This is a genomic window from Streptomyces sp. 351MFTsu5.1, from assembly GCF_000383655.1.
Taxonomy (GTDB): Bacteria; Actinomycetota; Actinomycetes; order Streptomycetales; family Streptomycetaceae; genus Streptomyces; species Streptomyces griseorubiginosus.
In genome coordinates this window covers 34130-57303 of the sequence record NZ_KB911794.1, presented here as the reverse complement: position 1 = coordinate 57303, position 23174 = coordinate 34130, and the positions used below count along the sequence as shown (strand labels likewise).

Annotated in this window: 18 protein-coding genes; 7 read left to right on the top strand and 11 right to left on the bottom strand. The window is 71.2% G+C overall.

What is annotated here, in order from left to right; translation table 11 throughout:
• Window positions 1-29 precede the first annotated feature (29 nt).
• Window positions 30-1637 (top strand): PucR family transcriptional regulator, encoded by a 1608-nt coding sequence (locus H295_RS0134110; protein ID WP_020139844.1) that lies wholly within the window; start codon window positions 30-32, stop codon window positions 1635-1637.
• Between the two features lie 3 nt (window positions 1638-1640).
• Here the strand turns inward: H295_RS0134110 and H295_RS0134105 are convergent, their stop codons facing one another.
• Window positions 1641-3227: a GMC oxidoreductase gene (locus tag H295_RS0134105; RefSeq protein ID WP_020139843.1), complete on the bottom strand. Its 1587-nt coding sequence runs from the start codon at window positions 3225-3227 to the stop codon at window positions 1641-1643.
• Window positions 3228-3399: 172 nt separating this feature from the next.
• On the opposite strand from H295_RS0134105, the gene H295_RS0134100 reads away from it, so the two are divergent.
• Window positions 3400-4980: a GMC family oxidoreductase gene (locus tag H295_RS0134100; RefSeq protein ID WP_020139842.1), complete on the top strand. Its 1581-nt coding sequence runs from the start codon at window positions 3400-3402 to the stop codon at window positions 4978-4980.
• 40 nt (window positions 4981-5020) lie between these two features.
• Here H295_RS0134100 and H295_RS0134095 read toward each other — a convergent pair whose 3' ends face one another.
• Entirely contained in the window at window positions 5021-5782 is a 762-nt protein-coding gene (locus H295_RS0134095; RefSeq protein ID WP_020139841.1) for a DeoR/GlpR family DNA-binding transcription regulator, read from the bottom strand.
• Between the two features lie 90 nt (window positions 5783-5872).
• On the opposite strand from H295_RS0134095, the gene H295_RS0134090 reads away from it, so the two are divergent.
• The 3 genes from H295_RS0134090 (at window position 5873) to H295_RS0134080 (ending at window position 8836) form a co-directional block, all read left to right on the top strand.
• Window positions 5873-7090, top strand: coding sequence for an MFS transporter (locus H295_RS0134090; RefSeq protein WP_043218448.1), 1218 nt, complete (start codon window positions 5873-5875; stop codon window positions 7088-7090).
• Window positions 7091-7195: 105 nt separating this feature from the next.
• Window positions 7196-8185 carry an LLM class flavin-dependent oxidoreductase gene (locus H295_RS0134085; protein WP_020139839.1) on the top strand — a complete coding sequence of 330 codons (990 nt, stop codon included), beginning with the start codon at window positions 7196-7198 and terminating at the stop codon, window positions 8183-8185.
• Between the two features lie 30 nt (window positions 8186-8215).
• Window positions 8216-8836 (top strand): HAD family hydrolase, encoded by a 621-nt coding sequence (locus H295_RS0134080; RefSeq protein ID WP_020139838.1) that lies wholly within the window; start codon window positions 8216-8218, stop codon window positions 8834-8836.
• A 64-nt stretch (window positions 8837-8900) separates the two neighbouring features.
• Here H295_RS0134080 and araD read toward each other — a convergent pair whose 3' ends face one another.
• The 9 genes from araD to H295_RS44005 form a co-directional block, all read right to left on the bottom strand.
• Complete coding sequence (gene araD, locus H295_RS0134075; RefSeq protein ID WP_020139837.1) at window positions 8901-9608, bottom strand: L-ribulose-5-phosphate 4-epimerase AraD; 708 nt, start codon at window positions 9606-9608, stop codon at window positions 8901-8903.
• Between the two features lie 31 nt (window positions 9609-9639).
• The gene (gene araA / locus H295_RS0134070) at window positions 9640-11157 is read right to left on the bottom strand and encodes an L-arabinose isomerase (RefSeq protein ID WP_020139836.1); all 1518 of its coding nucleotides are present in this window, start codon (window positions 11155-11157) and stop codon (window positions 9640-9642) included.
• Between the two features lie 28 nt (window positions 11158-11185).
• Window positions 11186-12874, bottom strand: coding sequence for a ribulokinase (gene araB / locus H295_RS0134065; protein WP_030316117.1), 1689 nt, complete (start codon window positions 12872-12874; stop codon window positions 11186-11188).
• Window positions 12875-13001: 127 nt separating this feature from the next.
• Window positions 13002-14738 carry an RICIN domain-containing protein gene (locus tag H295_RS0134060; RefSeq protein WP_020139834.1) on the bottom strand — a complete coding sequence of 579 codons (1737 nt, stop codon included), beginning with the start codon at window positions 14736-14738 and terminating at the stop codon, window positions 13002-13004.
• Window positions 14739-14826: 88 nt separating this feature from the next.
• Window positions 14827-16953, bottom strand: a complete 2127-nt coding sequence (locus H295_RS0134055; RefSeq protein ID WP_020139833.1) for a beta-galactosidase — start codon at window positions 16951-16953, stop codon at window positions 14827-14829.
• A gap of 43 nt (window positions 16954-16996) precedes the next feature.
• Entirely contained in the window at window positions 16997-17926 is a 930-nt protein-coding gene (locus H295_RS0134050) for a carbohydrate ABC transporter permease (protein ID WP_020139832.1), read from the bottom strand.
• On the bottom strand, window positions 17923-18864 hold the full coding sequence (locus tag H295_RS0134045; RefSeq protein ID WP_028810002.1) for a carbohydrate ABC transporter permease: 942 nt from the start codon (window positions 18862-18864) through the stop codon (window positions 17923-17925). Before H295_RS0134045 ends, H295_RS0134050 begins: the two co-directional genes overlap by 4 nt.
• A gap of 76 nt (window positions 18865-18940) precedes the next feature.
• Window positions 18941-20335, bottom strand: coding sequence for an ABC transporter substrate-binding protein (locus tag H295_RS0134040; RefSeq protein ID WP_020139830.1), 1395 nt, complete (start codon window positions 20333-20335; stop codon window positions 18941-18943).
• Between the two features lie 416 nt (window positions 20336-20751).
• Window positions 20752-21858 carry a LacI family DNA-binding transcriptional regulator gene (locus H295_RS44005; RefSeq protein WP_020139829.1) on the bottom strand — a complete coding sequence of 369 codons (1107 nt, stop codon included), beginning with the start codon at window positions 21856-21858 and terminating at the stop codon, window positions 20752-20754.
• 265 nt (window positions 21859-22123) lie between these two features.
• On the opposite strand from H295_RS44005, the gene H295_RS0134030 reads away from it, so the two are divergent.
• Together H295_RS0134030 and H295_RS0134025 are read left to right on the top strand one after the other, a co-directional pair.
• Window positions 22124-22498: a hypothetical protein gene (locus tag H295_RS0134030; protein ID WP_020139828.1), complete on the top strand. Its 375-nt coding sequence runs from the start codon at window positions 22124-22126 to the stop codon at window positions 22496-22498.
• Window positions 22499-22589: 91 nt separating this feature from the next.
• The gene (locus tag H295_RS0134025) at window positions 22590-23147 is read left to right on the top strand and encodes a glycoside hydrolase family 25 protein (RefSeq protein ID WP_020139827.1); all 558 of its coding nucleotides are present in this window, start codon (window positions 22590-22592) and stop codon (window positions 23145-23147) included.
• Window positions 23148-23174: the final 27 nt, after the last annotated feature.

Here is a 23174-nt window from a genome sequence, read left to right as displayed (position 1 = left end):
GCGCCCTGCACACACCGAGGTATTGGCTCATGGCTGAAGTTCTGACTGTCCGTGCCGCACTGGAGCTCGAGGTGTTCTCGCGCACGACCGTGCGGGTGTACGCCGGGGAGCGGAATCTCGACCGCCCGGTGCGCTGGGTGCACACCGGTGAGATCCCGGACATCCACCGCTTTCTGACGGGTCAGGAGATGCTGCTGACGGCGGGCCTCGGCATGGGGACGACCTCGCTGGAGCAGCGGGGCTTCATCCGGCGGCTCGCCGACGCCCGCGCGGCCGTGCTCGTCGTGGAGCTGGCCGGGCGCATGTTCGACGCGATGCCGGAGGCGGTGATCGAGGAGGCGGAGGCGGCCGGACTGCCCCTGGTGGGACTCGCCGACGAGATCCCCTTCGTCGAGACCTCGGCCCAGGTCCACGAGGTGCTGGTCGGCATGCGGGTCAAGCAGATGATCGCCGAGGAGGCCACCAGCCAGGCCTTCATGGACCTCCTCCTCGCGGACGAGGACTACGTCGGCGTGGTCAGGGAGCTGGCCCGGCGCTCCGGGCACCCCGTGGTGCTGGAGGACGTCGCCCACCAGATGCTGGCGTACGGCGGCGCGACGCCGGAGGCCGACCAGATCGTGGACGAGTGGAGCGCGCACTCCCGGGCGATCCACGAACGCCACACCTCGCTCGCGACACAGGACGCCGGGGTCCCCACCGCCCCGGCGGCCTCGTTCCGCGAGGTCGCGCCCTGCGCCCGGCAGCCCGTGGTGCTCCGGGGCGAGTCATGGGGCTGGCTGCACCTGCTGCACGGCGGCCGGCGGCCGAGCCCGCCCGAACTGCGCACGCTGGAGCGGGCCGCCGCGGCCATCGCGATCTCGCTGCTGAGCGAGCGGGAGAGCGGCGCCCGCGCCTCCCAGCGCCAGACGGCCCTGCTCAACCGGCTGCTGCTCGGCGACATCACCGGAGAGCGGTTCGTGATCCTCGCCCTGGCGCTCGGCCAGGACCTGCGGGGCCGGCAACTGATCGTCGTCACGGCGTGGGCGGGCGACGAGGAGCCCACCAAGGACCACCTCCTCGCCCGCCTCATGGAGGACGCCGGCTGGCCCGCGGTCGTGGGCGACACCGGGGACTTCGACGTGGCGGTCGTGGGTCTGCCCACCGGCACGGACGCAGGCCGGGTGCAGACACTGCTGACCGAGCACGGGGCCCGGGCCGGCGTCAGCCGGATCGTGGAGCCGACGGCCCTTCCGCTCGCCCTGCGCCAGAGCCGCAGCGCGGCCTCCGTCGCCGCGGCGGCCTCGGCCGCGGAGGTACGGCACTTCGACGACCTGGGCGCACTGCGCCTCCTCGTCGCCCTCTCGGAAGGGCCCGAGCTCCGGCGGTACGTCGAGGACGAACTCGGTCCGCTCCTCGAACACGACGCGCTGGCGAAGAACCCCCTGCTGCCGACGTTGCGCACGTTCCTGGACTGCGGCGGCAACAAGGCGCGGGCGGCGGAGGAGCTCTTCATCCAGCGGCGCACCCTCTACCACCGCCTCGACAAGCTCTCCGAGATCCTGGGCCTCGACCTCACCCAGGTCAACAACCAGCAACGACTGCAACTGGCCGTCCGCGGCCACGACCTGCTGCGCAAGCCGACGCTGCGAAGGACGTGAGCGCTACGGCGTCTTCGTCGCCCTCGCCAGGGCCGGGGCGATCCGCAGGGCGTTCGCTCCGATCGTCAGGGCCGGGTTGAGGGCCGCGGAGGACGGGAAGAACGACGCGTCGGTCACCCAGAGGTTCTCGACGTCATGGCTGCGGCACAGGGGGTCGAGCACGCTGCGCGCCGGGTCGTGGCCGGAGACGGCCGTTCCGCACATGTGGGAGTTGGTCTCGATGCCCATGCGCTGGGTGAAGATCAGCGGGTAGCCGGCCTTGCGGACCGCACGGGTCACCCGGCGCACGAGTTCGTGGTGGGGCGCGAGGTTGGTCGGCGTCCAGTCGATGAGGATGCGGTCGCCGTCCACCCGGACCCGGTTGTCCCGGGACGGGAGGTCCTCCGTCGTCAGGTAGATGTCGAGGCTCCGGGCCGCCATGAGCTTCAGGGCCCAGGTCGGCGCCCAGGGACGCGCGGGCTTCAGCATGGGCGCCTGGAGCTTGCCCAGCATCTGGAGGTTCCCGAGCGGGAAGCTCGTGCCCGGTCCGGCCTCGTAGAAGTCGTTCAGGCCGAGCGTCTTCTGCCACTTGGTGGGGTTGGTCCGCAGCGGGTTCACCCCGACGAAGAACGTGCTGTTGTGGACCATGTAGTTGCGGCCCAGCAGCCCCGACGAGTTGCCGAGCCCCTGGGGGTGCGCGTCACCGCCCGAACGCAGCAGCAGGGCGGCCGAGTTGACGGCACCTCCGGCGAGGGCGAACGACTTGGCGTTGATCCGGATGATCCGGCCCTCGTGCCGTGCCTCGGCGGCGACGACCTTCCGGCCGTCGGGCGAGGTGATCAGCCGGGTGATCTCCGCACCCGTGAGGATCCGCACGCCGTCGCTCAGCGCGGGCAGCAGGAGCCGGTTCTCGGCGTCGGACTTCATGCCGGTCTCGTCCGGACAGCCGTCGGCGGTCGTGACGGCGGCGCGGTCGGCCTGGGTGCTGATGTTCAGGGCGTTCGGGGTGTGGAACGGGTGCAGGCCCTGCCGGCGCAGCGACCGGGAGAACCGCTCGATCTCCGGTTCGTGCTGGAGCGCCGGATACGGGTAGGGCTTGGAGCGGGGCGGCTCGGTCGGGTCCTCGCCGGTCTGCCCGTGCACCTGGAGCAGCTCCTCCATGGCGGTGTAGAAGGGCTCCAGGTCGTCGTAGGAGAAAGGCCAGGCCTGCGAGACACCCTCGTGGTGTTCCACCTCGGTGAAGTCGCTGCGCCGGAATCGGGGCAGCATCGCGCCGTAGAAACGGGTGTTGCCGCCCACCCAGTAATACACGCCCGGTGCGAACGGCTTGCCGTTGCTGCCGTCGTACCAATAACCGGCGTTCTTGTACCGGCCCTTGATGTACATCTCGGCCGGCTGCGAGTTCTCGGGTTCACGGGGAAGGAAATGGCCCCGTTCGGCCACGAGCACGTCGAGACCGGAGTCCTTCAGCGCCCAGGCCAGCGCGGAACCGCCCATGCCGGAGCCGATGACCAGGACATCGGTGCTGATCTCCTCGGCCGTGCCGACGGAGACGAGGGCCTCGGGCCGAAGCTCCGGGGGCGTGTAATCCTTGCGGACCGGGTCGGACATGAGTCGGGGTCCCCTCTTTGCCACGGTATTTCGAAGAGAGCCTAAGCAGCGGCACGGATGCAGCACATGCACGGAACGGGTAACGACTGCCGTTGGAATTGCTCACTTCGTGCATGGGCCGAGGAAGCCCCGCCTCCCTAGCCTCTCCGGAAACCAGCTTTGTGGAGGCGAAATGGCCAGGGAATCGTACGACTACATCGTGGTCGGGGCCGGATCGGCAGGCTGTGCGGTGGCGGCCCGGCTGTCCGAGGATCCGCAGGTCACGGTCGCGCTGATCGAGGCGGGGCCGCCGGCCAAGGGCCGCCTGTTCGAGATCCCCGCGCTGTTCTCGCAGCAGCTCAAGACCGCGTTCGACTGGGACTTCGAGACGGAACCCGAACCGCGGCTCGGCGGGCGCCGCGCCTATCTGCCCCGGGGCCGGGCGATCGGCGGCACCAGCTCGATGAACACGATGCTGTACGTCCGCGGCCACCGCTACGACTACGACACCTGGGAGCGGCTCGGCAACCCGGGGTGGGGGTACGACGACGTCCTGCCGTTCTTCAAGAAGTCCGAGGACAACGAGCGCGGGGCGGACGACTTCCACGGCGTCGGCGGCCCCCTCACCGTCAGCAATCCGAACTCGGTGCACCCGCTGCTGACGGCATGGGTGGAGGCGGCCCAGGACGCGGGCCACAAGTACAACGCGGACTTCAACGGGGCCGAGCAGGAGGGCGTCGGCTACCACCAGGTCACGCAGCGGAACGGACTGCGGTGCAGCAGTGCGATCGCGTTCCTGGAGCCGGCCGCGGGCCGTCCCAACCTCACCGTGCTTCCCTCGACGACCGCGCTGCGGCTGAGCTTCGAGGGCTCACGGGCCACCGGCCTGGAGGTCGACCACCTCGGCACCGTCCGGACGATCCACGCCGACCGGGAGATCATGCTGTCCCTCGGGGCGTACAACTCGCCCCACCTGCTCCTCCAGTCCGGTGTCGGTCCGGCCGACGAACTGGCCGCGGGCGGGATCACCCCGCTGCACGACCTGCCGGACGTGGGCCGGAACATGCAGGACCACACCGGGTGCTTCATCAGCTTCTTCAGCGACACCGAGCCGCTCCTCGGCGCGGACACCTCCGCGGAGGAGCGCCTGCTGCGGGAACGGGGCACCGGCCCGATGGCGTGGAACGAGACCGGCGGCTTCTTCAGCTCGGGGGACGACGTGCCCGCCCCGGACATCCAGGTGCACGCGGCGCTGGGCATCGTCCGCGACGAGGGCCTGGCCGCGCCGCTGGAGCCGGGCATGTCGTTCGGGCCGTACGTGGCGCGGCCCGCGAGTCGCGGCTCGGTGCGGCTGCGGCACTCCCACCCCTATGCCAAGCCGCGCATCTTCCACAACTACCTGGACGACCCCGACGACCGCCGGAGGCTGCGCGAGGGTGTCCGGCTGTGCATGCGCATCGCCCGTGAGCAGCGGCTGACGTCCTTGCTGGAGTCGGATCTGCGCGGGGCCGCCGACGCCGGGCTCGCCCCCGTGTCGGACCGCGACCAGGACATCGACGAGTTCATCCGCACGCAGTCGTTCTCGTTCTACCACCCGTCGGGCACCTGCATGATGGGCAAGGTCGTGGACCACGAACTGCGGGTGCTCGGGCTGGAGAACGTCCGGGTGGCGGACACGTCGGTCATGCCGACCCTGGTCACCGGGAACACCAACGCCCCCGCCATCATGATCGGCGAGCGGGCCGCCGCGTTCGTCCGGGCGTCCGCGGGCTGAGGCCGGGCACGGGCGGGCCGAGGCTGCCGGGCGCGTGCCGTCACACGGTCCGGACGACGGTTCCGGCGGCTTCGAGCGCGGTGACCTCGTCGGCGGGCGCGGTGGTGTCCGTGACGAGGGTCTGCACGAGGGCGGCGGGGCCGACCCAGGCGTAGGCGGTGTGGCCGAGCTTGCTGCCGTCGGCGGCGGCGACGACGCGGCGGGCGGAGGCCATGCCCGCCTTCTTCACCGCGGCGTCGTCGAGGTCGTAGGCGGTCAGCCCGTCGGCCGCGGTCAGCCCGCAGCAGCCGATGACCGCGGTGTCGAAGCGCAGGGCAGCCAGGGAGGCGAGGGTGAGGGGGCCGGTGAGGGCTCCTTCGGAGGCGCGTGGCTGTCCGCCGGGCACGACCAGGGTGGCCGGGCCGGGTGCCTCGGCGAACAGGTGGACGGCCTGGAGGGACAGGGGCATCACGGTGACCGGCCGCTCGCGCAGGAGACGGGCGACCTCCAGGCAGGTGGTGCCGCTGTCCAGCAGGACACTCTCGCCGTCGGCGACCAGCGCGGAGATCTCGGCGGCGATCCGGCGTTTGGCGTCGACCGCCTCATGGGCGCGCAGCGCGAAGGGCGGCTCCTCGCCCCGCAGCAGCAGGGTGCGGGCCCCGCCGCGAACGCGCTCCAGGACTCCCTGGGCGGCGAGGGTGTCGAGGTCCCGCCGGATGGTCATCTCCGAGGCGCCGGTCAGTTCCGCCAGCTCCTGGACGGTGGCGCCCCCGGAGTCCCGGACGACCTTCGCGATCAGCCCGTGCCGGTCTGCGTAGCTCATACGGCGATTGAACACCACGAAGAAACGAACAAGCAACGCGTTCATTTACTCGACTTTCAAACACAAACAATGTTCGTTACGGTGGACGGCATGGAACGCCCCCTGCGAGCCGCCCGTGCGGCGACCTACGTCTACTTCGTCCTGTGCGGCACCCTGACCGGCACCTGGGTGGTGCACATCCCCGCGATCGAGGAGCGCGTGGGCATCAGCCACGCCGCGCTCGGCGGCCTGCTGGTGGTGCTCGGGGTCGGGGCCTTCGCGGGTATGCAGGTGGCCGGTCCCCTGACCGACCGCCTCGGCACCCGCACCGTGGTCCCGGCCGGGGGCGTGCTGTGCGGAGTGACCCTGTTCCTGCCCGGTCTGGCCCGGGACCCGTGGACCCTCGCCGCCGCGCTGCTGGTCTTCGGGTTCTGCAACGGCTGCCTGGACGTGAGCATGAACGCCCACGCCGTGCACGTGGAGAAGGCGTACGGCCGCCCCGTGATGTCCGCCTTCCACGCCACGTTCTCCGTCGGCGGAGTCCTCGCCGCGCTGGCCGGAGCGGGCGCGGCGGGCCTCGGTCTGAACCCGGCGACGAGCATGGCCGCCGTGGGAGCCACGGGCGTCCTCGTGGCCGTCGCGTCGGCGCGCGCCCTGCTGCCCGCCGCCCGGAAGCCCGGCCGCAGGGCGGCGACCGACGGGCGCCGCAGCACCCCCCGCCGGGTCTGGCTGCTGGCCGGGCTGGCGCTGATGGTCATGCTGTGCGAGGGCGCCGCCAACGACTGGAGCGCCCTGCACCTGAAGGACGTCATGGGCGCGCCCGCCACCACCGCGGCCTTCGCGTACGGCACCTTCGCCGCCGCCATGACCCTGGGCCGGCTCCTCGCCGACCGTCTCGTCCTGCGCTTCGGCGCGGTGGCGATCCTGCGGTACGGCGCGAGCGCGGCCGCCGTCGGCATCACCCTGGTGATCGTCGGCCCGTGGACGTGGGTGGTGTTCACCGGCTGGGCGCTGTTCGGCCTGGGCCTGTCCGGCTGCATCCCGCAGCTGTTCAGCGCGGCCGGGCACACCGACCCCTCCGCCGCCGGGGCCAACGTCTCCCGTGTCGCCGGGCTCGGCTACGTCGGCATGCTCGCCGGCCCCGCCGTCATCGGCTGGCTGACCCACCTCGTCTCCCTCAGCCACGCCTTCGTCCTGCTGGCGCTGCTGTGCGTGACCACCGCCGCCGGTGCCCGGGTCCTGCGCACCGGCCCGGTCGTCGTGCGCCGGGGCGAGCAGGCGGCGGCCGACGGGCCCCGCGCGCACGAGACGGCGGGCACCCCCCACTGACCGCTTGTGCGGCACGGTCCCTGACAACCGTGCCGCACAAGCTCTCCCCCACCCGGCCGCCCAGGCCCGGGAGTTACGCCACCGGCCGACCGAAGGAGCCCCCGAATGCCCGCGTCCCCCGCCCACCCCGCCCACCGCAGCGTCGGTGTCATGCTTCCGCTCGATCTCCCCGTGGCCGAGGTGCTGCCCTACGTCCGGCGTGCCGAGGAACTGGGCTTCGACCAGGTCTGGGTGGTGGAGGACCTCGGCTGGCGCGGCGGTGTCGCGCAGGCCGCCACGGTCCTCGCGTCCACCACGAACCTCACCGTCGGGATCGGCATCCTGCCCGCGGGCGCCCGCAACGTGGCGTTCGCCGCGATGGAGTTGGCCACCCTCGCCCAGCTCCACCCCGGCCGGGTCATCGCCGGGATCGGCCACGGCATGCCCGCCTGGATGCGCCAGGTCGGCTCCTGGCCCGCCAGCCCCCTGACCCTGATCAAGGAGTACACGCGGGCGCTGCGCCTGCTTGTCGCCGGTGAGCCCGGCCCGGCCAACGGCCGGTACGTCCGCTGCGAGGGCGTCGTCCTCACCGAGATCCCCGACATCGTCCCGCCGGTGATCCTGGGGGTCCGCGGCCCCAAGTCGCAGGCGGTCGCGGGCGAGGTCGCCGACGGGCTCCTGCTGGCCGAGCCGGCCGCACCCGCGTACATCACCGCTTCCCTCGGCAACATGGGCCCCGCCGCCGCGAACGCCCCGGAGATCGTCGTCTACGACGCCGCGGCCGTGGACGACGACGAGGAGGCTGCCCTGACCCTGGTCCGCGCAGCACTGGAAACGGTGGGCGAGCCGGACTGGGCCGCGCACATCGCCCCGCTGCCGTTCGCCGAGGAGCTGCGCGCCCACCGTGCCGCCTGTCCCGACGCCCGGCACTTCGCCCGGACGATGCCCGGCGAGTGGGTGCGGGCGCTGAGCATCTCCGGCACCCCGGACCAGGCCCGTGCGGCGATCGAGGCCCGGCACGCGGCCGGCGCGACCAGCGTCGTCCTCGCCCCCGCGGGCCCAGACCGGCTTGCCGCCCTGGACTCGCTCGCCCGTGCCCTGCCCCACCGGCACTGAACCGAACGCCCCGAGCCCCGAGGAAACCGCATGTCCACCGACCGCCGCAGCATCGTGCTCTTCGACCTCTTCGGGGTCATAGCCCGCCATCAGCGCCCGGGCGCCCTGGAGAAGATGGCCGCCCGCGCCCGCGTCTCCGCCGACGACTTCACCACGGCCTACTGGGCCCATCGCCCGCCCTACGACGCCGGCCGGCACACCGCGTCCGCGTACTGGACCGACGTGCTGCACGCGCTGTCCCGCCCCGCCGACGCGGCCACGATCGAGGAGCTGCGGCTCACCGACATCGACAGCTGGTCCCGCGTCGACGAGAGCATGGTCAGCTACGTGCTCGGTCTGCGGGAGCGGGCCCGGGTCGCCCTGCTGTCCAACATCCCCGCGGACCACGCGGACGCCTTCCTCGCCGCCCAGCCCTGGCTGAACGACCTCGACCACGTGGCCTTCTCCGGCCGGATCGGCGCGGCCAAGCCGGACCCGGCCGCCTTCCAGCACTGCGTCGTCGCGATGCGGTCCGCTCCCGCCGACTTCCTCTTCGTCGACGACCGCGAGGAGAACGTCCGCGCCGCGCAGGCGGTCGGTCTGCGGGGGCATGTCTTCCGCGGCCAGGGCGAACTCGCGGAGGTCGTCGACACCTGGCTGCCGACCCGCTGAGAGCGGGTACCGCGGGGCCGCCGGGTGCGTGACGAGCCGTCACGCACCCGGCGGCCCGTCCGGCTCACGGGTTGCCGTAGTAGGCGTCCGGGCCGTGCTTGCGGGTGTAGTGGCGGGCGAGGAGGTGCGGGGGCGGGGGTGTGGTCACGCCCAGGCTCAGGGTGTGCAGGGCGATGTCGGCCACGGCCTCGCAGATGATCGCGTGCTCCAGGGACTTGCGGGCGGTGGCCCCCCAGGTGAACGGGCCGTGGTTCGCGACCAGCGCGGCCGGGACCTCGACCGCCCGCTGGTCGTCCTCCTCCAGGAGGTCCACGATGACGCGCCCGGTGTTGTACTCGTAGTCCTTCGCGCACTGCTCCGCGGTCAGGTCCGGGGTGACGGGGACCGGCCCGTTGAAGGTGTCGGCGTGGGTGGTGCCGAGCACCGGTATGTCCCGGCGGGCCTGGGCGAAGGCGACCGCGTGGGTGGAGTGGGTGTGGGTCACCCCGCCCACCGACGGGAACGCCAGGTACAGGCAGCGGTGGGTCTCGGTGTCCGTGGAGGGACGCCGGTCGCCGTCGACGACCTCGCCGTCGGACAGCCGTACCGTCACGAGGTGGTCGATGGTCAGGTCCTCGTACGGCACTCCCGAGGGCTTGATGACGAACACCCCCGCCTCACGGTCGACTCCGCTCACGTTGCCCCACGTCAGGGTCGCGAGGCCGACCTGGGGGATCGTCAGGTTGGCGTCCAGGACCTCCTGCCGGAGGCCGGGGCGGACTTCTACGGTCATCGGGTCTCTCCTGGAGTCCGGTGCGCGGCCGTCACAGGGCCTGGGCCAGGCGGTGGTAGGCGGCGTTCCACCGGATCTCCTTGGCGAACTGGTCGGTGGTGGTGTTCTTGTCGATGGTGAGCAGTTCGACGCCGGTCATGGACGCGTAGTCGGTGAGCGTCTCCAGGTCGACGGCGGAACTCAGCACCGTGTGGTGCGGGGCGCCGGCCAGCAGCCAGCTCTCGGCGGACTCGGCGAGCGAGGGCTGCGGCTTCCACACCGCCCGGGCGACGGGGAGCTGGGGAAGCGGCTCGTTGGGGGAGATGACGTCGACGGCGTTGGCGGTGAGCCGGAAGCGGTCCCCGAGGTCGGAGAGGCCGACGACCACGGCGGGGCCCTCGGCCGCGTTGAAGACCAGACGGACCGGGTCCTCGCGGCCGCCGATGGACAGCGGGTGGATCTCGCAGCTGGGGCGGTCGGCCGCGATGGAGGGGCAGACCTCCAGCATGTGCGCGCCGAGGATGCGGGGCTCGCCGGGACCGAGGTGGTAGGTGTAGTCCTCCATGAAGGAGGTGCCGCCGGGCAGCCCCTGGCCCATGACCTTCAGCGTGCGCAGCAGCGCGGAGGTCTTCCAGTCGCCCTCGCCTCCGAAGCCGAAGCCGTCCGCCATCAGCCGCTGCACGGCGAGACCGGGCAGCTGGCGCAGACCGCCCAGGTCCTCGAAGTTGGTGGTGAACGCGGTGAAGCCGCCCTCGGTGAGGAAGGTGCGCAGGCCGATCTCCTGGCGGGCCGCGTACAGCAGGGAGTCGTGACGGATGCCGCCGGGGCGCAGGGACGGGACGACGTCGTACAACTCCACGTATTCGGCGGCGAGTTCGGCCGCCGCCTTGTCCTCGACCTCGTCGACGACGGCGACCAGGTCGTTGACGCCGTAGGTGTTGACGGAGAAGCCGAAGCGGATCTGGGCCTCGACCTTGTCGCCCTCGGTGACGGCGACGTCCCGCATGTTGTCGCCGAAGCGCGCGAGACGCAGGCCGCGCGAGGCCTGGCGGGCGACGGCGGCCCGGGCCCAGGCTGCGATCCGCCGGATCACCCGCGGGTCGGTGGCGTGACCGGCGACGATCTTGCGGTCGACGCCGACCCGGGACTCGATGTGCCCGAACTCGCGGTCGCCGTGGGCGGCCTGGTTGAGGTTCATGAAGTCCATGTCGATGCTCGGCCAGGGCAGCGACAGGTTGTACTGGGTGTGCAGGTGCAGCAGCGGCACGTCGAGGGCGCTCAGGCCGGCGATCCACATCTTCGCCGGGGAGAAGGTGTGCATCCACGCGATCACCCCGACGCAGGTGTCGGAGGCGGAGGCCTCCTGGCACATGCGGCGGATCGCCTCGGCGTCGGTCAGGACCGGCTTCCACACGATCCTGACCGGCACCTTGCCGGGGCGGCCGAGGGTCTCGGAGATGCTCCGGGACTGGTCGGCGACCTGGCGCAGGACGTCGTCGCCGTACAGGCCCTGACTGCCGGTGAGGAACCAGATCTCGTGATCGGGGTAGGCGGGGGCGTTGCTGTCCATGGGGGTCTGTCCCTTTCAGGCGTTCAGGTCAGGAGGAGGCGGAGACTTCGGCGCGGATCCGGCGCAGGCGGTGCATGACCTCGTTGGTGCCGCGGCCGAAGTAGTCGTGCAGGAGCCGGTACTCGGCGAAGAGGCGGTCGTAGGCCGCCGCCCGCTCGGGGTCCGGGAGGTAGACGGCGGGGCGGGCCTTGCCCATGGCCCGGGCCGCGGCCCTGATGTCCGGGTAGGCGCCCGCGGCGACCGCGGCGTGCATCGCCGAACCCAGCGCGGGGCCCTGCGCGGAGTCGATGACGCCGAGGGGCAGGCGGGTGACGTCGGCGTAGATCTGCATCAGCAGCGCGTTCTTCGTCAGACCGCCCGCGATGATCAGCTCCTCGACGGGCACCCCGGAGGCGGTGAACGTCTCGATGATGGTGCGGGTGCCGAAGGCGGTGGCCTCCAGCAGCGCGCGGTAGACGTCCTCGGGGCGGGTGGACAGCGTCAGGCCCACGACGACGCCGCTGAGGTCGTGGTCGACCAGGACGCTGCGGTTGCCGCTCTGCCAGTCCAGCGCGATCAACCCGTGCTCCCCCACGGCCTGTTCGGCCGCCAGCGCGGTGAGGTGCTCGTGCGGGTCGCGGCCGAGGGCTGCGGCCTCCTCGGCGTACCCGGCGGGGAAGCCGGTGCGCACGAACCAGCCGAAGATGTCGCCGACGCCGCTCTGGCCCGCCTCGTAGCCCCACAGGCCGGGCAGGATGCCGCCGTCGACGACGCCGCACATGCCGGGCACCTCGGCCCACTGGTCGGAGCTCATCACATGGCAGGTCGAGGTGCCCATGATGGCGACCATCCGGCCCGGTTCGACCGCGGTCGCCGCGGGCGCGGTGACATGGGCGTCGACGTTGCCGACACAGACGGCGATGCCCTCCGGCAGTCCGGTCCAGGCCGCCGCCTCGGCCGTCAACCCGCCGGCGCGGTCGCCGAGTTGTCCGATCGGGTGCTCCAGCTTGTCGGCGACGAAGTCGGCGAAGCCGGGGTTGAGTGCGGCGAGGTATTCGGGTGAGGGGTAGACGCCGTCCTGGAACTGGCCCTTGTAGCCGGCGGTGCAGGCGTTGCGGAGGTAGGTGCCGGACAGGCGCCACACGATCCAGTCGGCCGCCTCGATCCACCGCTCGGTGCGGCCGTAGATCTCGGGGTCCTCCTCCAGGAGTTGGAGCGCCTTGGCGAACTCCCACTCGGAGGAGATCTTCCCGCCGTAGCGCTTGATCCAGGGTTCCTTGCGCTCCACGGCGAGGTCCGTGATGCGGTCGGCCTGGGCCTGGGCGGCGTGGTGGCGCCACAGCTTGACGTAGGCGTGCGGGCGGGAGGTGTACTCGGGCAGCTCGCACAGGGGGGTGCCGTCGGCCAGCACGGGCAGCACCGTGCAGGCGGTGAAGTCGGTGCCGATGCCGATGACCTGCTCCGGTCGCACACCGGCGCGGGCCACCGCCTCGGGGACGGCGATCCGCAGGACGTCGATGTAGTCGGAGGGGACCTGGAGCGCCCAGTCGGGCGGCAGTACAGTACCGTCGGGCAGCTGCCGGTCGAGGACGGCGTGGGTGTACGGGTGCTCGGCGGCGGCCAGTTCGGCGCCGTCGGAGACGCGTACCACAACGGCCCGCCCCGACAGTGTTCCGTAGTCGATCCCCACGACGTAGGTTTCGGGTTGAGGCTGCTGTCCCCTGTTGTCGGCGTTCACCCTCACATCACCCTTCTGTTCGATATTTCGAATGATGTTCGATATTCTGCATGGGAGTATGACACGTACCACCGGACGGCAGATAGATGCTGGTGGTCCGACCTCACCGCCGGACCACCACCACCGTCTAGCGGACGAGCTTCCAGTCCTGCGAACCGTCACCGGTCGCGTTCTGGAGGGTCAGCGGCGCTCCCGCGGAGGCGCCGGTCAGGTAGAGCGCGGTGTTCTTGACGGCCTGGAACCTGTAGTAGCCGTCGGAGGTCTTGACGAGGTTCCAGCTGCCCGTCGAGCTGTTGTCGACCCACTGGCCGACGCGCTGTCCGACGGTGGCACTGCCGGTCCAGATCGCGGCGGCACGGCCGCCCGACCTGTTCAGCAGGCTGGTCCCGCCGTTCTGCTCGTCGACCACGTGCCACTGCTGGGTGTCCGGATTCGCCGCCGCCCCGGAGTCCTCCAGCACTACGTCCGGCGTGTCCCCGTTGCCGAGGTTGGCGTCGTTGGTCCTGTTGCCGGTGCCGATCACCTGGCCGGTCCTGCGGTTGACCAGCCGATAATAGGTGCCGGCCGAGTCACCGAGGTCGACCTCCGCGAAGGCGATCGTGGACGTGCCCTGGTTGTTGAGGATCGCGACCCGGCCGGTGCCGTCGACGTACTGGAGGTTCCGGCTGTAGCCCGCCGGGGAAGTGGTCTGGTACTCCGTCCAGACGCCGTCGCTGCGGCCGCTGTCGTTGACCCACACGTCACCGCTGTTCGCCGCGTTGTAGACGAGACGCCCGTCGGGCAGCCGGATCAGCACCGGGCTGCCGCCGCCGGTCAGCGGACGGGAACCGGAGACGACCGGCAGAGAGCCGACCGACATGCCCGTCTGACTGCCCTTGAAGAACGTCAGCGGGTCGTCGGCGATGACATAGCGGGTGTTGGCCCCGCCGCCCCAGTACTCGAAGGTGAGCATCCAGCGGCCGTCCGACGTGGGGACCACGTTGGTCATGCCCGGCCGGCCGCCGCCGATCTCGGTCTTGCCGCCGCCCATGTCCTGCACCGACCCCGAGATGTCGACGACGGGGTCGCTCCACTTGGCGCTTTGCCCGTCCCAGGTCCTGTGCACCAGGATCTGCCCGTGCGAGTCGGTGGCCGTGTCGTTGGCGGGGTCCTTCCTGGGCACGCCGGTGACGGGGTCGAAGCCGACGTAGTCGTTCTCGTCGGAGTAGTAGCAGACCAGCTTGCCCTTGTAGACCATCAGGTACGGCTCCCACAGCGGGTCCACCTGCTGGTACTTGTTCGCCGCGGCGACGTTCCTCCCGACCGCACCCGCACTGCCGCCCTGCCAGCCGGCGGTCGCCACGATGTTCTGGATCTTCCAGCTCTTGCCGTCATCCGTACTGGAGTACAGGGCGATGGCCAGGTCACTGCGGTCGCCGTCGTTGGACGGGGTCCAGTTCGGGTCGGCCGCCTTGCGCTCCTTGTAGTAGTAGTCGTCACCGGAGACGACACTCGCCAGGAGCAGGGTGCCGGCCTTCATCCCGCTGACGCTCCTCGGCAGGACGTACAGGTACGGGTTGGTCCAGTTGCTCGTGTACTTGGCGTACTTGGGGTCCTTGGAGGCGTACGCGGGTGCCTTCACCTCCGACAGCGGCTGCCAGCTCGTGCCGTCGTCGTCGCTCTTGTAGACCGGGAGGGTCTGCCCGGCCGCGCTGCCGGAGGACGCCACGACCGTTGACTTCTCGAACGAGGCGACCAGCCGCCCGCCGGGCAGCTGGGCCGACTTCGGGTAGACCGCGCAGTTGCCGCGCCCCTTCAGGCACGGCTCGCTGCCCAGTTGGTACATGGTCCCACCGGTCGGGTTGTACGCCTGTGCACCGGCCATGGAGCCGGTCAGCAGTGCCGCCGCCGCAAGAGAACTGCCCAGCGCCTTTGCTGTGGTTCTTTTCTTCACTGCCCCTCCTCGGGGGATGTCACGGTGTTGCGGTGATGAGCACGCGGACGTCCCAGGGACCGAGAGCCAGCTCCGTGCCGGCGGGAACGGACGTGCCGTCCAGAACGTCGGAGAGGTCGACCGGGACGCTCGCGCGTGCGGACTCCCAGCTCCAGTTGTGAACGATGTGGACCCGACGGCCGTCGGGAGAGGTGCCGGTCGTCGCCGTGACCGACTCGGGGAGGTCCTGCCAGGCGTGGCTCGCGGTGGGCGCCAGCCATTCGGCGAGCGCACGGGCGAGTTCGCGGCCCGGTGCCGTGCCGACGGTGGTGACCCGGCCCGCGCCGTGCACCCGGGTGGTGATCGCCGGCCACCGGCCGAAGTGCGGGTGGTCGTAGCCGGCGAGCACCTCGGCGCCGGTGGGGTTCAGGCACTCGATCCAGTGGGTCGCGGCAGCCGACTCCGACAGCCGCAGCGGGCTGTCCGGCGCCGGGCGCACGGGCACGTCCTGGTGCAGATTGCTGAACTCGTCGTACGTCACCCCCGCGGCGTCGGCGAGACGGCCGGGGGCCGGGGTGAGCCGGGCCCTCGCCTCGTGGTCGGCGTAGCCGGTACGGGGACCGAGGACCAGGTGGCCGCCCGCCTCGGCGTAGGCCGCCAGCCGGTCGAGGGTCGCGTCGTCGACGACGTAGAGGGCCGGGACCACGAGGACCGGGTGGCGTCGTACGGCCTCCTCCGGGGCGAGGTCCCCCAGCTGCCGGGCGTGCACGATCCGCACCTGGCGGCGGGCGTCGAAGGCGCCGCGGTAGAAGGGGTCGAAGAGACGGTGGTAGGCGGCGGCGTCCGGACGGCCGTCGGGGGTGGCGAGCGGCGGGTACTTCTCCATGAGCCACTTGCTCGGCGTCGAGTAGACCAGCGTGAGGTCGGCGTCGGGTTCGAGACCGGCGACCAGCGGGCCCGCCTTCTCGAACTCCGCGCCCAGCCGGGCCAGTTCGGCGTAGGTGCGGCCGGGCTTTCCGGTGTGCGGGAGGACCCCGCCCCAGTAGGTCTCCGCGCCGAAGCGCAGGGTCTGCCACTGCCAGTACTCGATCATCCGGGCACCGCGCGCCACGTGCGCCCAGGCGGCCTGGCGCCACTGGCCGTCGTAGCCGGGCCGGTTGTCCCAGGCGTAGCCGATGCTCTGGGCGTTGGTCTCGGTGACCAGGAAGGGCTCCTGGCGGGAGGAGAACATCCAGTCGGCGGTCCGGTACATCGACCAGACGCCGCTGGTCTTCCAGATCTGCTCGTGGGTGTCGGGGGTGGGGTCGGGCAGCAGCAGGCCGTCCTGCATGTCGTAGTACGGGTTGCCGGAGGCGATGTCGAGACGGGCGGCTAGCTCGTCGTCGGAGACCCCCTGGCGGGTGTACGAGATGCAGGTGGTGACGAACTGCCCCTCGCGCGCGTACTCGCGGACGATGTCGGCCTGCCAGCCGATGAACTCGGTGACCTGGCGGGCCTGGAACTCCCGCCAGGCGACGTCGTACTGGGGCTGCTCGTTGCCGTCGGGGGTCCACAGGTCGGACCAGTCGGACAACCGGTGCGACCAGTAGACCAGGCCCCACTCGCGGTTCAGGGTCTCGACGTCGCCGTACCTCTCCCGCAGGTGGTCCACGAAGCGCTGGAAGACCCCGCGGTTGTGGAAGAGGTGCAGACCTGGTTCGTTGTCGACCTGCCAGCCGATGACCGCCGGGTGGTCCGCGTAGCGTGCGGCGATCTTCCGGATCACCCGCTCGGCGTGGAAGCGGAACGCGGGGTGGGTGAAGTCGATCTCCTGCCGGGTGCCCCAGTCCATCCGCTGACCGGTGGCGCGCTCGGCGGTGATCTCCGGGTACTGGCGGGCCAGCCACGGCGGTGCCGCGTACGTCGGGGTACCGAGGATGACGGAGATGCCGCGCTCGTGGGCGCCGTCGAGGACGGGCTGGAGCCAGTCCAGGTCGAAGCGGCCGTTGCGGGGCTCCCAGGTCGACCAGACCGACTCGCCGACCCGGATGACGGTGAAGTTCGCCTCGGCCATCAGGTCCAGGTCGGTCTCCAGCCGTTCGTGCGGCTGGAGTTGGGGGTCGTAGGCGGGGGTGTACTCGTGGTAGTACGCGGCGCCGAACAGGACACGGGCAGGCAGAGCCGCCATGGGGGGAACCTCCGGGGTACGGGAGCGAGGGGAGAAGTGTGCGCTACTGCTTGACGCCGCCGGAGGCGAGGCCGCTCTGCCAGTACCGCTGGAGCATCAGGAAGGCCACGACCAGCGGGACGATCGAGATCAGCGAGCCGGTCACCACGAGCGCGAGCATGTCGCTGCTGGCGCCGGAGCCGCCGTTCTGGGCCTGCGCCGCCCAGGAGGACAGCCCCACCGTGATCGGGTACAGGTCCGGGTCGTTGAGCATGATCAGCGGCAGGAAGTAGTTGTTCCAGGTCGCCACCAGCGTGAACAGCAGGACGGTGACCAGGCCGGGACCGAGCAGCCGGAGCACGATCCGGAAGAAGATCCGCAGCTCGCCGGCCCCGTCGATGCGGGCGGCCTCCAGGAGGCTCTCCGGTACGGCGTCCTCGGCGTAGACCCGCATCAGATAGAGGCCGAAGGGGTTGACCAGGGAGGGCAGGATGACCGCCCACGGGGTGTTGACCAGGCCGGCCTTGGCGAACAGCAGGTAGGTCGGGATCGCCAGCGCGGTGGCCGGGACCATGACCGCACCGACGACGAGGTTGAACGCGAACCGGTCGCCGCGGAAGCGGAACTTGGAGAACCCGTACCCGCCGGCCGCCGCCAGCAGTGAGGCGCCGACGGCGCTGACGCCCGCGTACACGGCCGTGTTGATCAGCCAGCGCACGAAGACGCCGCCGTCCTGGGTGAAGGTGTCCTTGACGTTGGTCAGCAGCTGCGGGGCGTGCGAGAACCACAGGCCGAAGGTGTTGAACAGGTCCTGGGTGCTCTTGGTGGAGGCGATGACCAGCCAGCACAGCGGCAGCAGGAAGTACGCGAGGGCGGCCAGCATGGCGATGGTCAGCGGGGTGCTGCGGCGGGATCGGCGCGGCCTGGTACGGGTGGCGCGAGTCGTGGCCGTGCCCTTCGGCGCGGTCGTCGGCCGGGAAGTGGTGGTCGTCATGACGTCCTCCTGCGGTTCGCGGTGAGCAGGACGCCGTAGGAGACGATCACGATGACGAGGCCGAGGAGGAAGGACACCGTGGCCGCGTAGTTGACCTGCTGGCCGGTGAAGGCGAGGGAGTAGGCGTAGAGGTTGGCGGTGTAGGAGCTGCTGATCACGTCGGGGGCGACCTTCATCAGCAGGCTCGGCTCGTTGAAGAGCTGGAAGCTGCCGATCACGGAGAACAGCAGGGTGAGCAGCAGCGCGGGCCGCAGCGCGGGCAGCTTGATCGACCAGGCGATCCGCCAGGCACCGGCCCCGTCCATCGCGGCGGCCTCGTACAGCTCGGTCGGGATCGTGCGCAGGGCGGCGTACAGGATGATCATGTTGTAGCCGACGAACTCCCAGGTCACGATGTTCGCGAGGCTCCCGAGCATCCAGCTGTCGCTGAGGAACTGCGGCACCGGCAGGCTGAGGTCGCGGCTGAGCTGGGCGAACGGGCCGAAGTCCGGGCCGTACAGGTAGCCCCACATGAGGGCGGCGACCACGCTCGGCACCGCGTACGGGACGAAGATGCCGAGGCGGATCACCTTGGCCAGCCGTAGCAGGCCGCTGTCCAGCGCGAGGGCGAACACCAGCGCCAGCAGCAGCATCAGCGGGACCTGGATCAGGAAGAACAGCGCGACGCGGATCACGCCGTGGATGAGCAGCGGGTCGGTCAGGGCCTGGATGTAGTTGTCGAGGCCGACGAAGGCCGTCCCGCCGATCAGCCGCTCCTGGTAGAGGCTGAGGTAGGCGGCATAGCCGAGGGGGGCGAGGAAGAGCAGCAGGAACAGCACCATGAAGGGGGCGACGAACAGTGGCCCTGCCGACCGGCGGTGGCGTCTGCCGCCGCGCGCGGGACCGGCCGGCCCGTCTCGGCGCCGGCCTTTGGGGGCGGCCGCGGTGGTGGCAGTCATGGTCGGGCCTTTCTGGAAGCGGGTGCGAGGTGGGGCGGGCGGGTCCCGCGCCGGTCGGCGCGGGATCCGGCGAACGTCAGGACGTGACCGTGAAGCCCTGGTTCCTGGCGTATGTGGTGAGCCGCGTCTGCCAGGCGCCCAGCGCGCGGGCGGTGTCGGTCCTGTCGGCGAGGGACTTGCCCACGGTCTCGGTCCAGTCCGTGGCCGCCTGGTCGAGGAACGGCGGCCACTGGAAGGAGGGCGAGACCGTGGAGCTGATGTCGGCGAAAACCTGGTTGACCTTCTGGCCGCCGTAGAAGGAGGGCGCGTCGCCGGTGAAGCTCGCGTCCCCGAGCAGGGCCTTGGTGGCCGGGAAGAAGAACTGCTCGGTGGCGAACAGCTTCGCACTGGCCGGGTCGCTGTTGAGGAACTGGGCGAACACCGCGGCGGCGATCGCGTTCTTGGTGCCCTTGACGACCGCGGTGGTCGAACCGCCCCAGTTGCCCGCGCTCGGCTTGGCCGCGTCCCACTGCGGCAGCGGGGCCGCGCGCCACTTGCCGGCGGTGGACTTGGCCGAGCCGGAGAGGAACGACGGGCCCCACGCCGCGGTGATCCAGGTGGCGTACTTGCCCTTGTTCAGGGCCGCGTACCAGGAGTCGGCGAAGTCGGGCTCGGTGCCGATGACGCCTTCCTCGGCGAGGCCGCCCCAGTAGTCGCCGAGCTTGCGGGAGACGGCGTCGTTCACGCTGATGGTGATGTCGCTCTTGCCCGACAGGGCGTAGGGCTTGGCCCCCGCCTGCCAGAGCAGACCGTGCCAGGCGGCCGCCTCGTTCGCGGCGAGGTTGGTGAGGTAGACGTCCGGGTCGGCCTTGTGCAGCTTGCGGGCCGCGGCCGCGAACTCGTCCCAGGTGGTGGGCACATCGATCCTGTGCTGGTCGAAGATGTCCTTGCGGTACAGCATGCCCATCGGGCCGGTGTCCTGCGGGATCGCGAAGACCTCGCCGCCGGCCCCGCTGACCTGGCCCCACGTCCAGTCCACGAAGGTGTCCTTGAGCTTGGCGGCGCCGTACGGGCGCAGGTCCAGCAGGCTGTCGGTGATGGTGAACGTCGGGATCGCCTGGTACTCGATCTGCACGGCGTCGGGAGCACCGCTGCCCGCCTTGATCGCGGTGCGCAGCTTCGTGTAGTGGGTGACGCCCTGACCGGCGTTGACGACCTTGACCTTGACGGCCGGGTACTTCGCCTGGAAGAGCGCGACCTCCTTGTCGATGTTCGGGACCCAGGTCCAGAACACCAGCTCGGTGGGCGTCTTCATCGCCTTGTCGATGTCGGCCTGGCTGACCGCCTTGGCGGAGGAGCCACCGCCGGAGCCGCCGCTGCCGCTGCCGCCGCAGGCGGAGAGAGTGCTCGCGAGCGTGAGGGCTCCGGTCGCGGCGAGGAAGCCGCGGCGGTTCAGGGAAGCCGAGGAGGCGGCTGAGAGGAATTTCGACATGGTGGACTCCGCAGAGGGCGTAGGGAATCGGCGCACCGGCGACGGCGAGCGGTTCGGGAGGTCGGAGGCGGGGTGCGGCGAGGGAAGCGGTCGGGGCCGAGGCGGACCGCGGGGGTGTTCCTCGCGGGACCGGGGCCGGACGCGTCACGCTCGTCGGCTCACAGGGGGGCTCACGCCTGGTGGGACGGGAGGGGCGGAGACTCCGGGCGGCGATCGGCTCGTGGGGAGACGCCGGGGCCTCCGCGCAGGAGAGTGGGCGGTACGGCGACCAGGTACGGCGGGTCGGCTCGCGCACTCGGGTGCGGGGGTGGGAGGCGGTGCGGGTGTGCGCTGTGGGTGGGCGGGTTTCCCATGGGGATCAGGGATCAGGGATCAGAGAACGGGGCAGCGAGGCGGGGCTGCGGGCGACCGGCTGGTCAGGCGGTGGCCCGCCGGTCGCCCAAGGGCATTCGCTCGGGCGGGACCCACCGCCCCGGCGTGGTCGTATGGGGCGGAGGCCCCGTCGAGGCCCGTACGACGAGGTTGACCGGCGGGTCCTCGGCCGGGACGGGGTCCGCGTCCGGGTTCTCGATGGCGTGGACGAGCCGTCTGAGGCCGTCCTCCGCCGTCGCGTCGAACGGCTGCCGGACCGTCGTCAGCGGCGGGGACACGTAGGCCGCCACCGGGATGTCGTCCAGACCGACCACACTGACGTCCTCCGGCACCCGTCGGCCGGTCTCCACCAGTGCGCGGATCAGCCCGATGGCCATGTCGTCGTTGGCGGCGAACACCGCCGTGACGTCACCCTCCCCGGCCAGTTCGAGCCCGGCGCGGTGGCCCGAGGCGGCCGACCAGTCGCCCACGAGCACCGGCGGTTCGCGCCTGCCGTGCGCGGCCAGCGTCGCCCGCCAGCCCTCCATCCGGTCCCTGGCCGCGTACCAGCGCTGCGGACCGGCGAGGTGGTGGACGGTCGGGTGCCCGAGGTCCAGCAGGTGCTCGGTGACGGCCCGGGCCAGCTGGTGGGCGACGAGCCCCGCGGTCACCACCCGGTGCGCGGTGAACGGCGGCGGCGCCCCGAGGATCAGGAACGGCACGTCGACGCGGATCGCGAGGTCGGCGTCCCCCTCCTCGTCGATCGGCTCGGAGATCACGATGCCGTCCACACCCTGGTCGAGGAGCGAGTCGACGGCACCGGCGATCCCCAGCGCGTCGCCTTCCACGGTGTTGACCACCCGGAGCGTGTAGCCGGTGTCCCGGACAGCCCGCTCCAGGCCCGTCAGCAGCGAGGCGGGGCCGTACAGCGCCGTACCGAGCGTCACCACACCGATGGACCGGGTCCGGCCCGAGGCCAGGGCACGGGCGGCGTGGTTGAGCCGGTAGCCGAGGGTCTCGGCGGCTTCCAGGACCCGTCGGCGCAGATCTCCGGAGACGTACTGCTCGCCGTTCATGACCCTGGACACCGTCTTCTGCGAGACGCCCGCCAGCCGCGCCACGTCGATGCTCCGTGGTGCGGCGCCGGTGCCGGTGCCTGCCAGTCGTGCCATGGGTCTCTCCTGATCTCCGGCAGCCGTCAGCAGGTCCCGATTCAATATGACTGCGCTGACATGACTGCGCAGACATATCTATGTGGCCGGAGAGGTCGAGTCAAGGGTTTTCGCACCATCTTCGTCGCCGGAAGGCAACGCGACCCGCCGCCGCGACACCCGGGACCGGCCGCCGACAGGGCCGTGAGCTGCGGGGATACCGCTCAGCGCCGGTGCGCCGGTGCGGCGCTTCCGCGCGGAAGGGAAGTTGCTAGCATCCCCCGCCATGAACGACAGCGTGTACGTGGGCAACGCCGGCAAGGACGCCCCGCTGGACCGGGGCTGGCTCCTCGGCCACTTCAAGGAGGCCGGCGATCCGCGGCACAGCGAGGCCGTGGAGATCAAGTGGGGCATCCACCCCCGCGGTGACCGCCGCGAGGAGTGGGTGCGGGGCGAGGCGCGTACCGCTCTGCTGATCCTGATCAGCGGCCGCTTCCGGGTGGAGCTGCCGGGGCGGGACGTGGTGCTGGCGGAACAGGGCGACTACGTCGTGTGGGGGCACGGGGTCGACCACTCCTGGTACGCGGAGGAGGAGTCGGTGCTCATCACCGTGCGGTGGCCGTCCGTACCCGGATACGCCGTGGCGCAGAAGCAGGGCTGAGGCCGGTCGCGGCGGCCCCAGGTGTCGTTCGGCCCATCGGGGGCATCATGACAACTCCCCTTCCCCCGACGACACTTCAAGGAGCCCCCACATGCTCCGCGGTATCGATGTCAGCGCCTACCAGTCCTCGTCCTACGCCACGGACGGTCTCTCCTTCGCCTTCATCAAGGCGACCGAGGGCCGCTCCTACGTCAACCCCAAGCTCGCGGCCCAGGCCAAGCACGCGCGCGACGCCGGGCTGGTCGTCGGCTTCTACCACTTCCTGTGGCCCGGCAACCTCACCGCCCAGGCCGAGTACTTCGTCCAGCACGCCCCCGAGAGGGCGGGCGACCTCCTCGCCGTGGACTGGGAGACGACCGGCGAGGGCACCCACGCCACCAACGCGGAGAAGGACGCCTTCATCCGCAAGGTGCGCCAACTCCGGCCGGACAACCGGGTCCTGCTCTACTGCAACCGGCACTACTGGCTGAACGTGGACACCACGTCGTACGCCGGCGACGGTCTCTGGATCGCCGACTACGTCACCGCGGGCAAGCCCCGCATCAAGGCGAAGTGGCGCTTCCACCAGTACACCGACGACCCGGTGGACAAGAACGTCGCCGACTTCGCGAGCAAGGCCGCACTGCGCGAGTGGGCCGCGGACGCCTGAGCGGTGCTCCGCGGTGGCCGTCTCCTA

Excerpts from the sequence above, each read along its gene's own strand:
- H295_RS0134095 (WP_020139841.1), bottom strand. The coding sequence starts at position 5,782 with ATGAGCTACGCAGACCGGCACGGGCTGATCGCGAAGGTCGTCCGGGAC.
- araA (WP_020139836.1), bottom strand. The coding sequence starts at position 11,157 with ATGGACAGCAACGCCCCCGCCTACCCCGATCACGAGATCTGGTTCCTC.
- H295_RS44005 (WP_020139829.1), bottom strand. The coding sequence starts at position 21,858 with ATGGCACGACTGGCAGGCACCGGCACCGGCGCCGCACCACGGAGCATC.
- H295_RS0134105 (WP_020139843.1), bottom strand. The coding sequence starts at position 3,227 with ATGTCCGACCCGGTCCGCAAGGATTACACGCCCCCGGAGCTTCGGCCC.
- araD (WP_020139837.1), bottom strand. The coding sequence starts at position 9,608 with ATGACCGTAGAAGTCCGCCCCGGCCTCCGGCAGGAGGTCCTGGACGCC.
- H295_RS0134090 (WP_043218448.1), top strand. The coding sequence starts at position 5,873 with ATGGAACGCCCCCTGCGAGCCGCCCGTGCGGCGACCTACGTCTACTTC.
- H295_RS0134110 (WP_020139844.1), top strand. The coding sequence starts at position 30 with ATGGCTGAAGTTCTGACTGTCCGTGCCGCACTGGAGCTCGAGGTGTTC.
- H295_RS0134060 (WP_020139834.1), bottom strand. The coding sequence starts at position 14,738 with ATGGCCGGTGCACAGGCGTACAACCCGACCGGTGGGACCATGTACCAA.
- H295_RS0134025 (WP_020139827.1), top strand. The coding sequence starts at position 22,590 with ATGCTCCGCGGTATCGATGTCAGCGCCTACCAGTCCTCGTCCTACGCC.
- H295_RS0134085 (WP_020139839.1), top strand. The coding sequence starts at position 7,196 with ATGCCCGCGTCCCCCGCCCACCCCGCCCACCGCAGCGTCGGTGTCATG.
- H295_RS0134030 (WP_020139828.1), top strand. The coding sequence starts at position 22,124 with ATGAACGACAGCGTGTACGTGGGCAACGCCGGCAAGGACGCCCCGCTG.
- H295_RS0134045 (WP_028810002.1), bottom strand. The coding sequence starts at position 18,864 with ATGACTGCCACCACCGCGGCCGCCCCCAAAGGCCGGCGCCGAGACGGG.
- H295_RS0134100 (WP_020139842.1), top strand. The coding sequence starts at position 3,400 with ATGGCCAGGGAATCGTACGACTACATCGTGGTCGGGGCCGGATCGGCA.
- H295_RS0134055 (WP_020139833.1), bottom strand. The coding sequence starts at position 16,953 with ATGGCGGCTCTGCCTGCCCGTGTCCTGTTCGGCGCCGCGTACTACCAC.
- H295_RS0134050 (WP_020139832.1), bottom strand. The coding sequence starts at position 17,926 with ATGACGACCACCACTTCCCGGCCGACGACCGCGCCGAAGGGCACGGCC.
- H295_RS0134040 (WP_020139830.1), bottom strand. The coding sequence starts at position 20,335 with ATGTCGAAATTCCTCTCAGCCGCCTCCTCGGCTTCCCTGAACCGCCGC.
- H295_RS0134080 (WP_020139838.1), top strand. The coding sequence starts at position 8,216 with ATGTCCACCGACCGCCGCAGCATCGTGCTCTTCGACCTCTTCGGGGTC.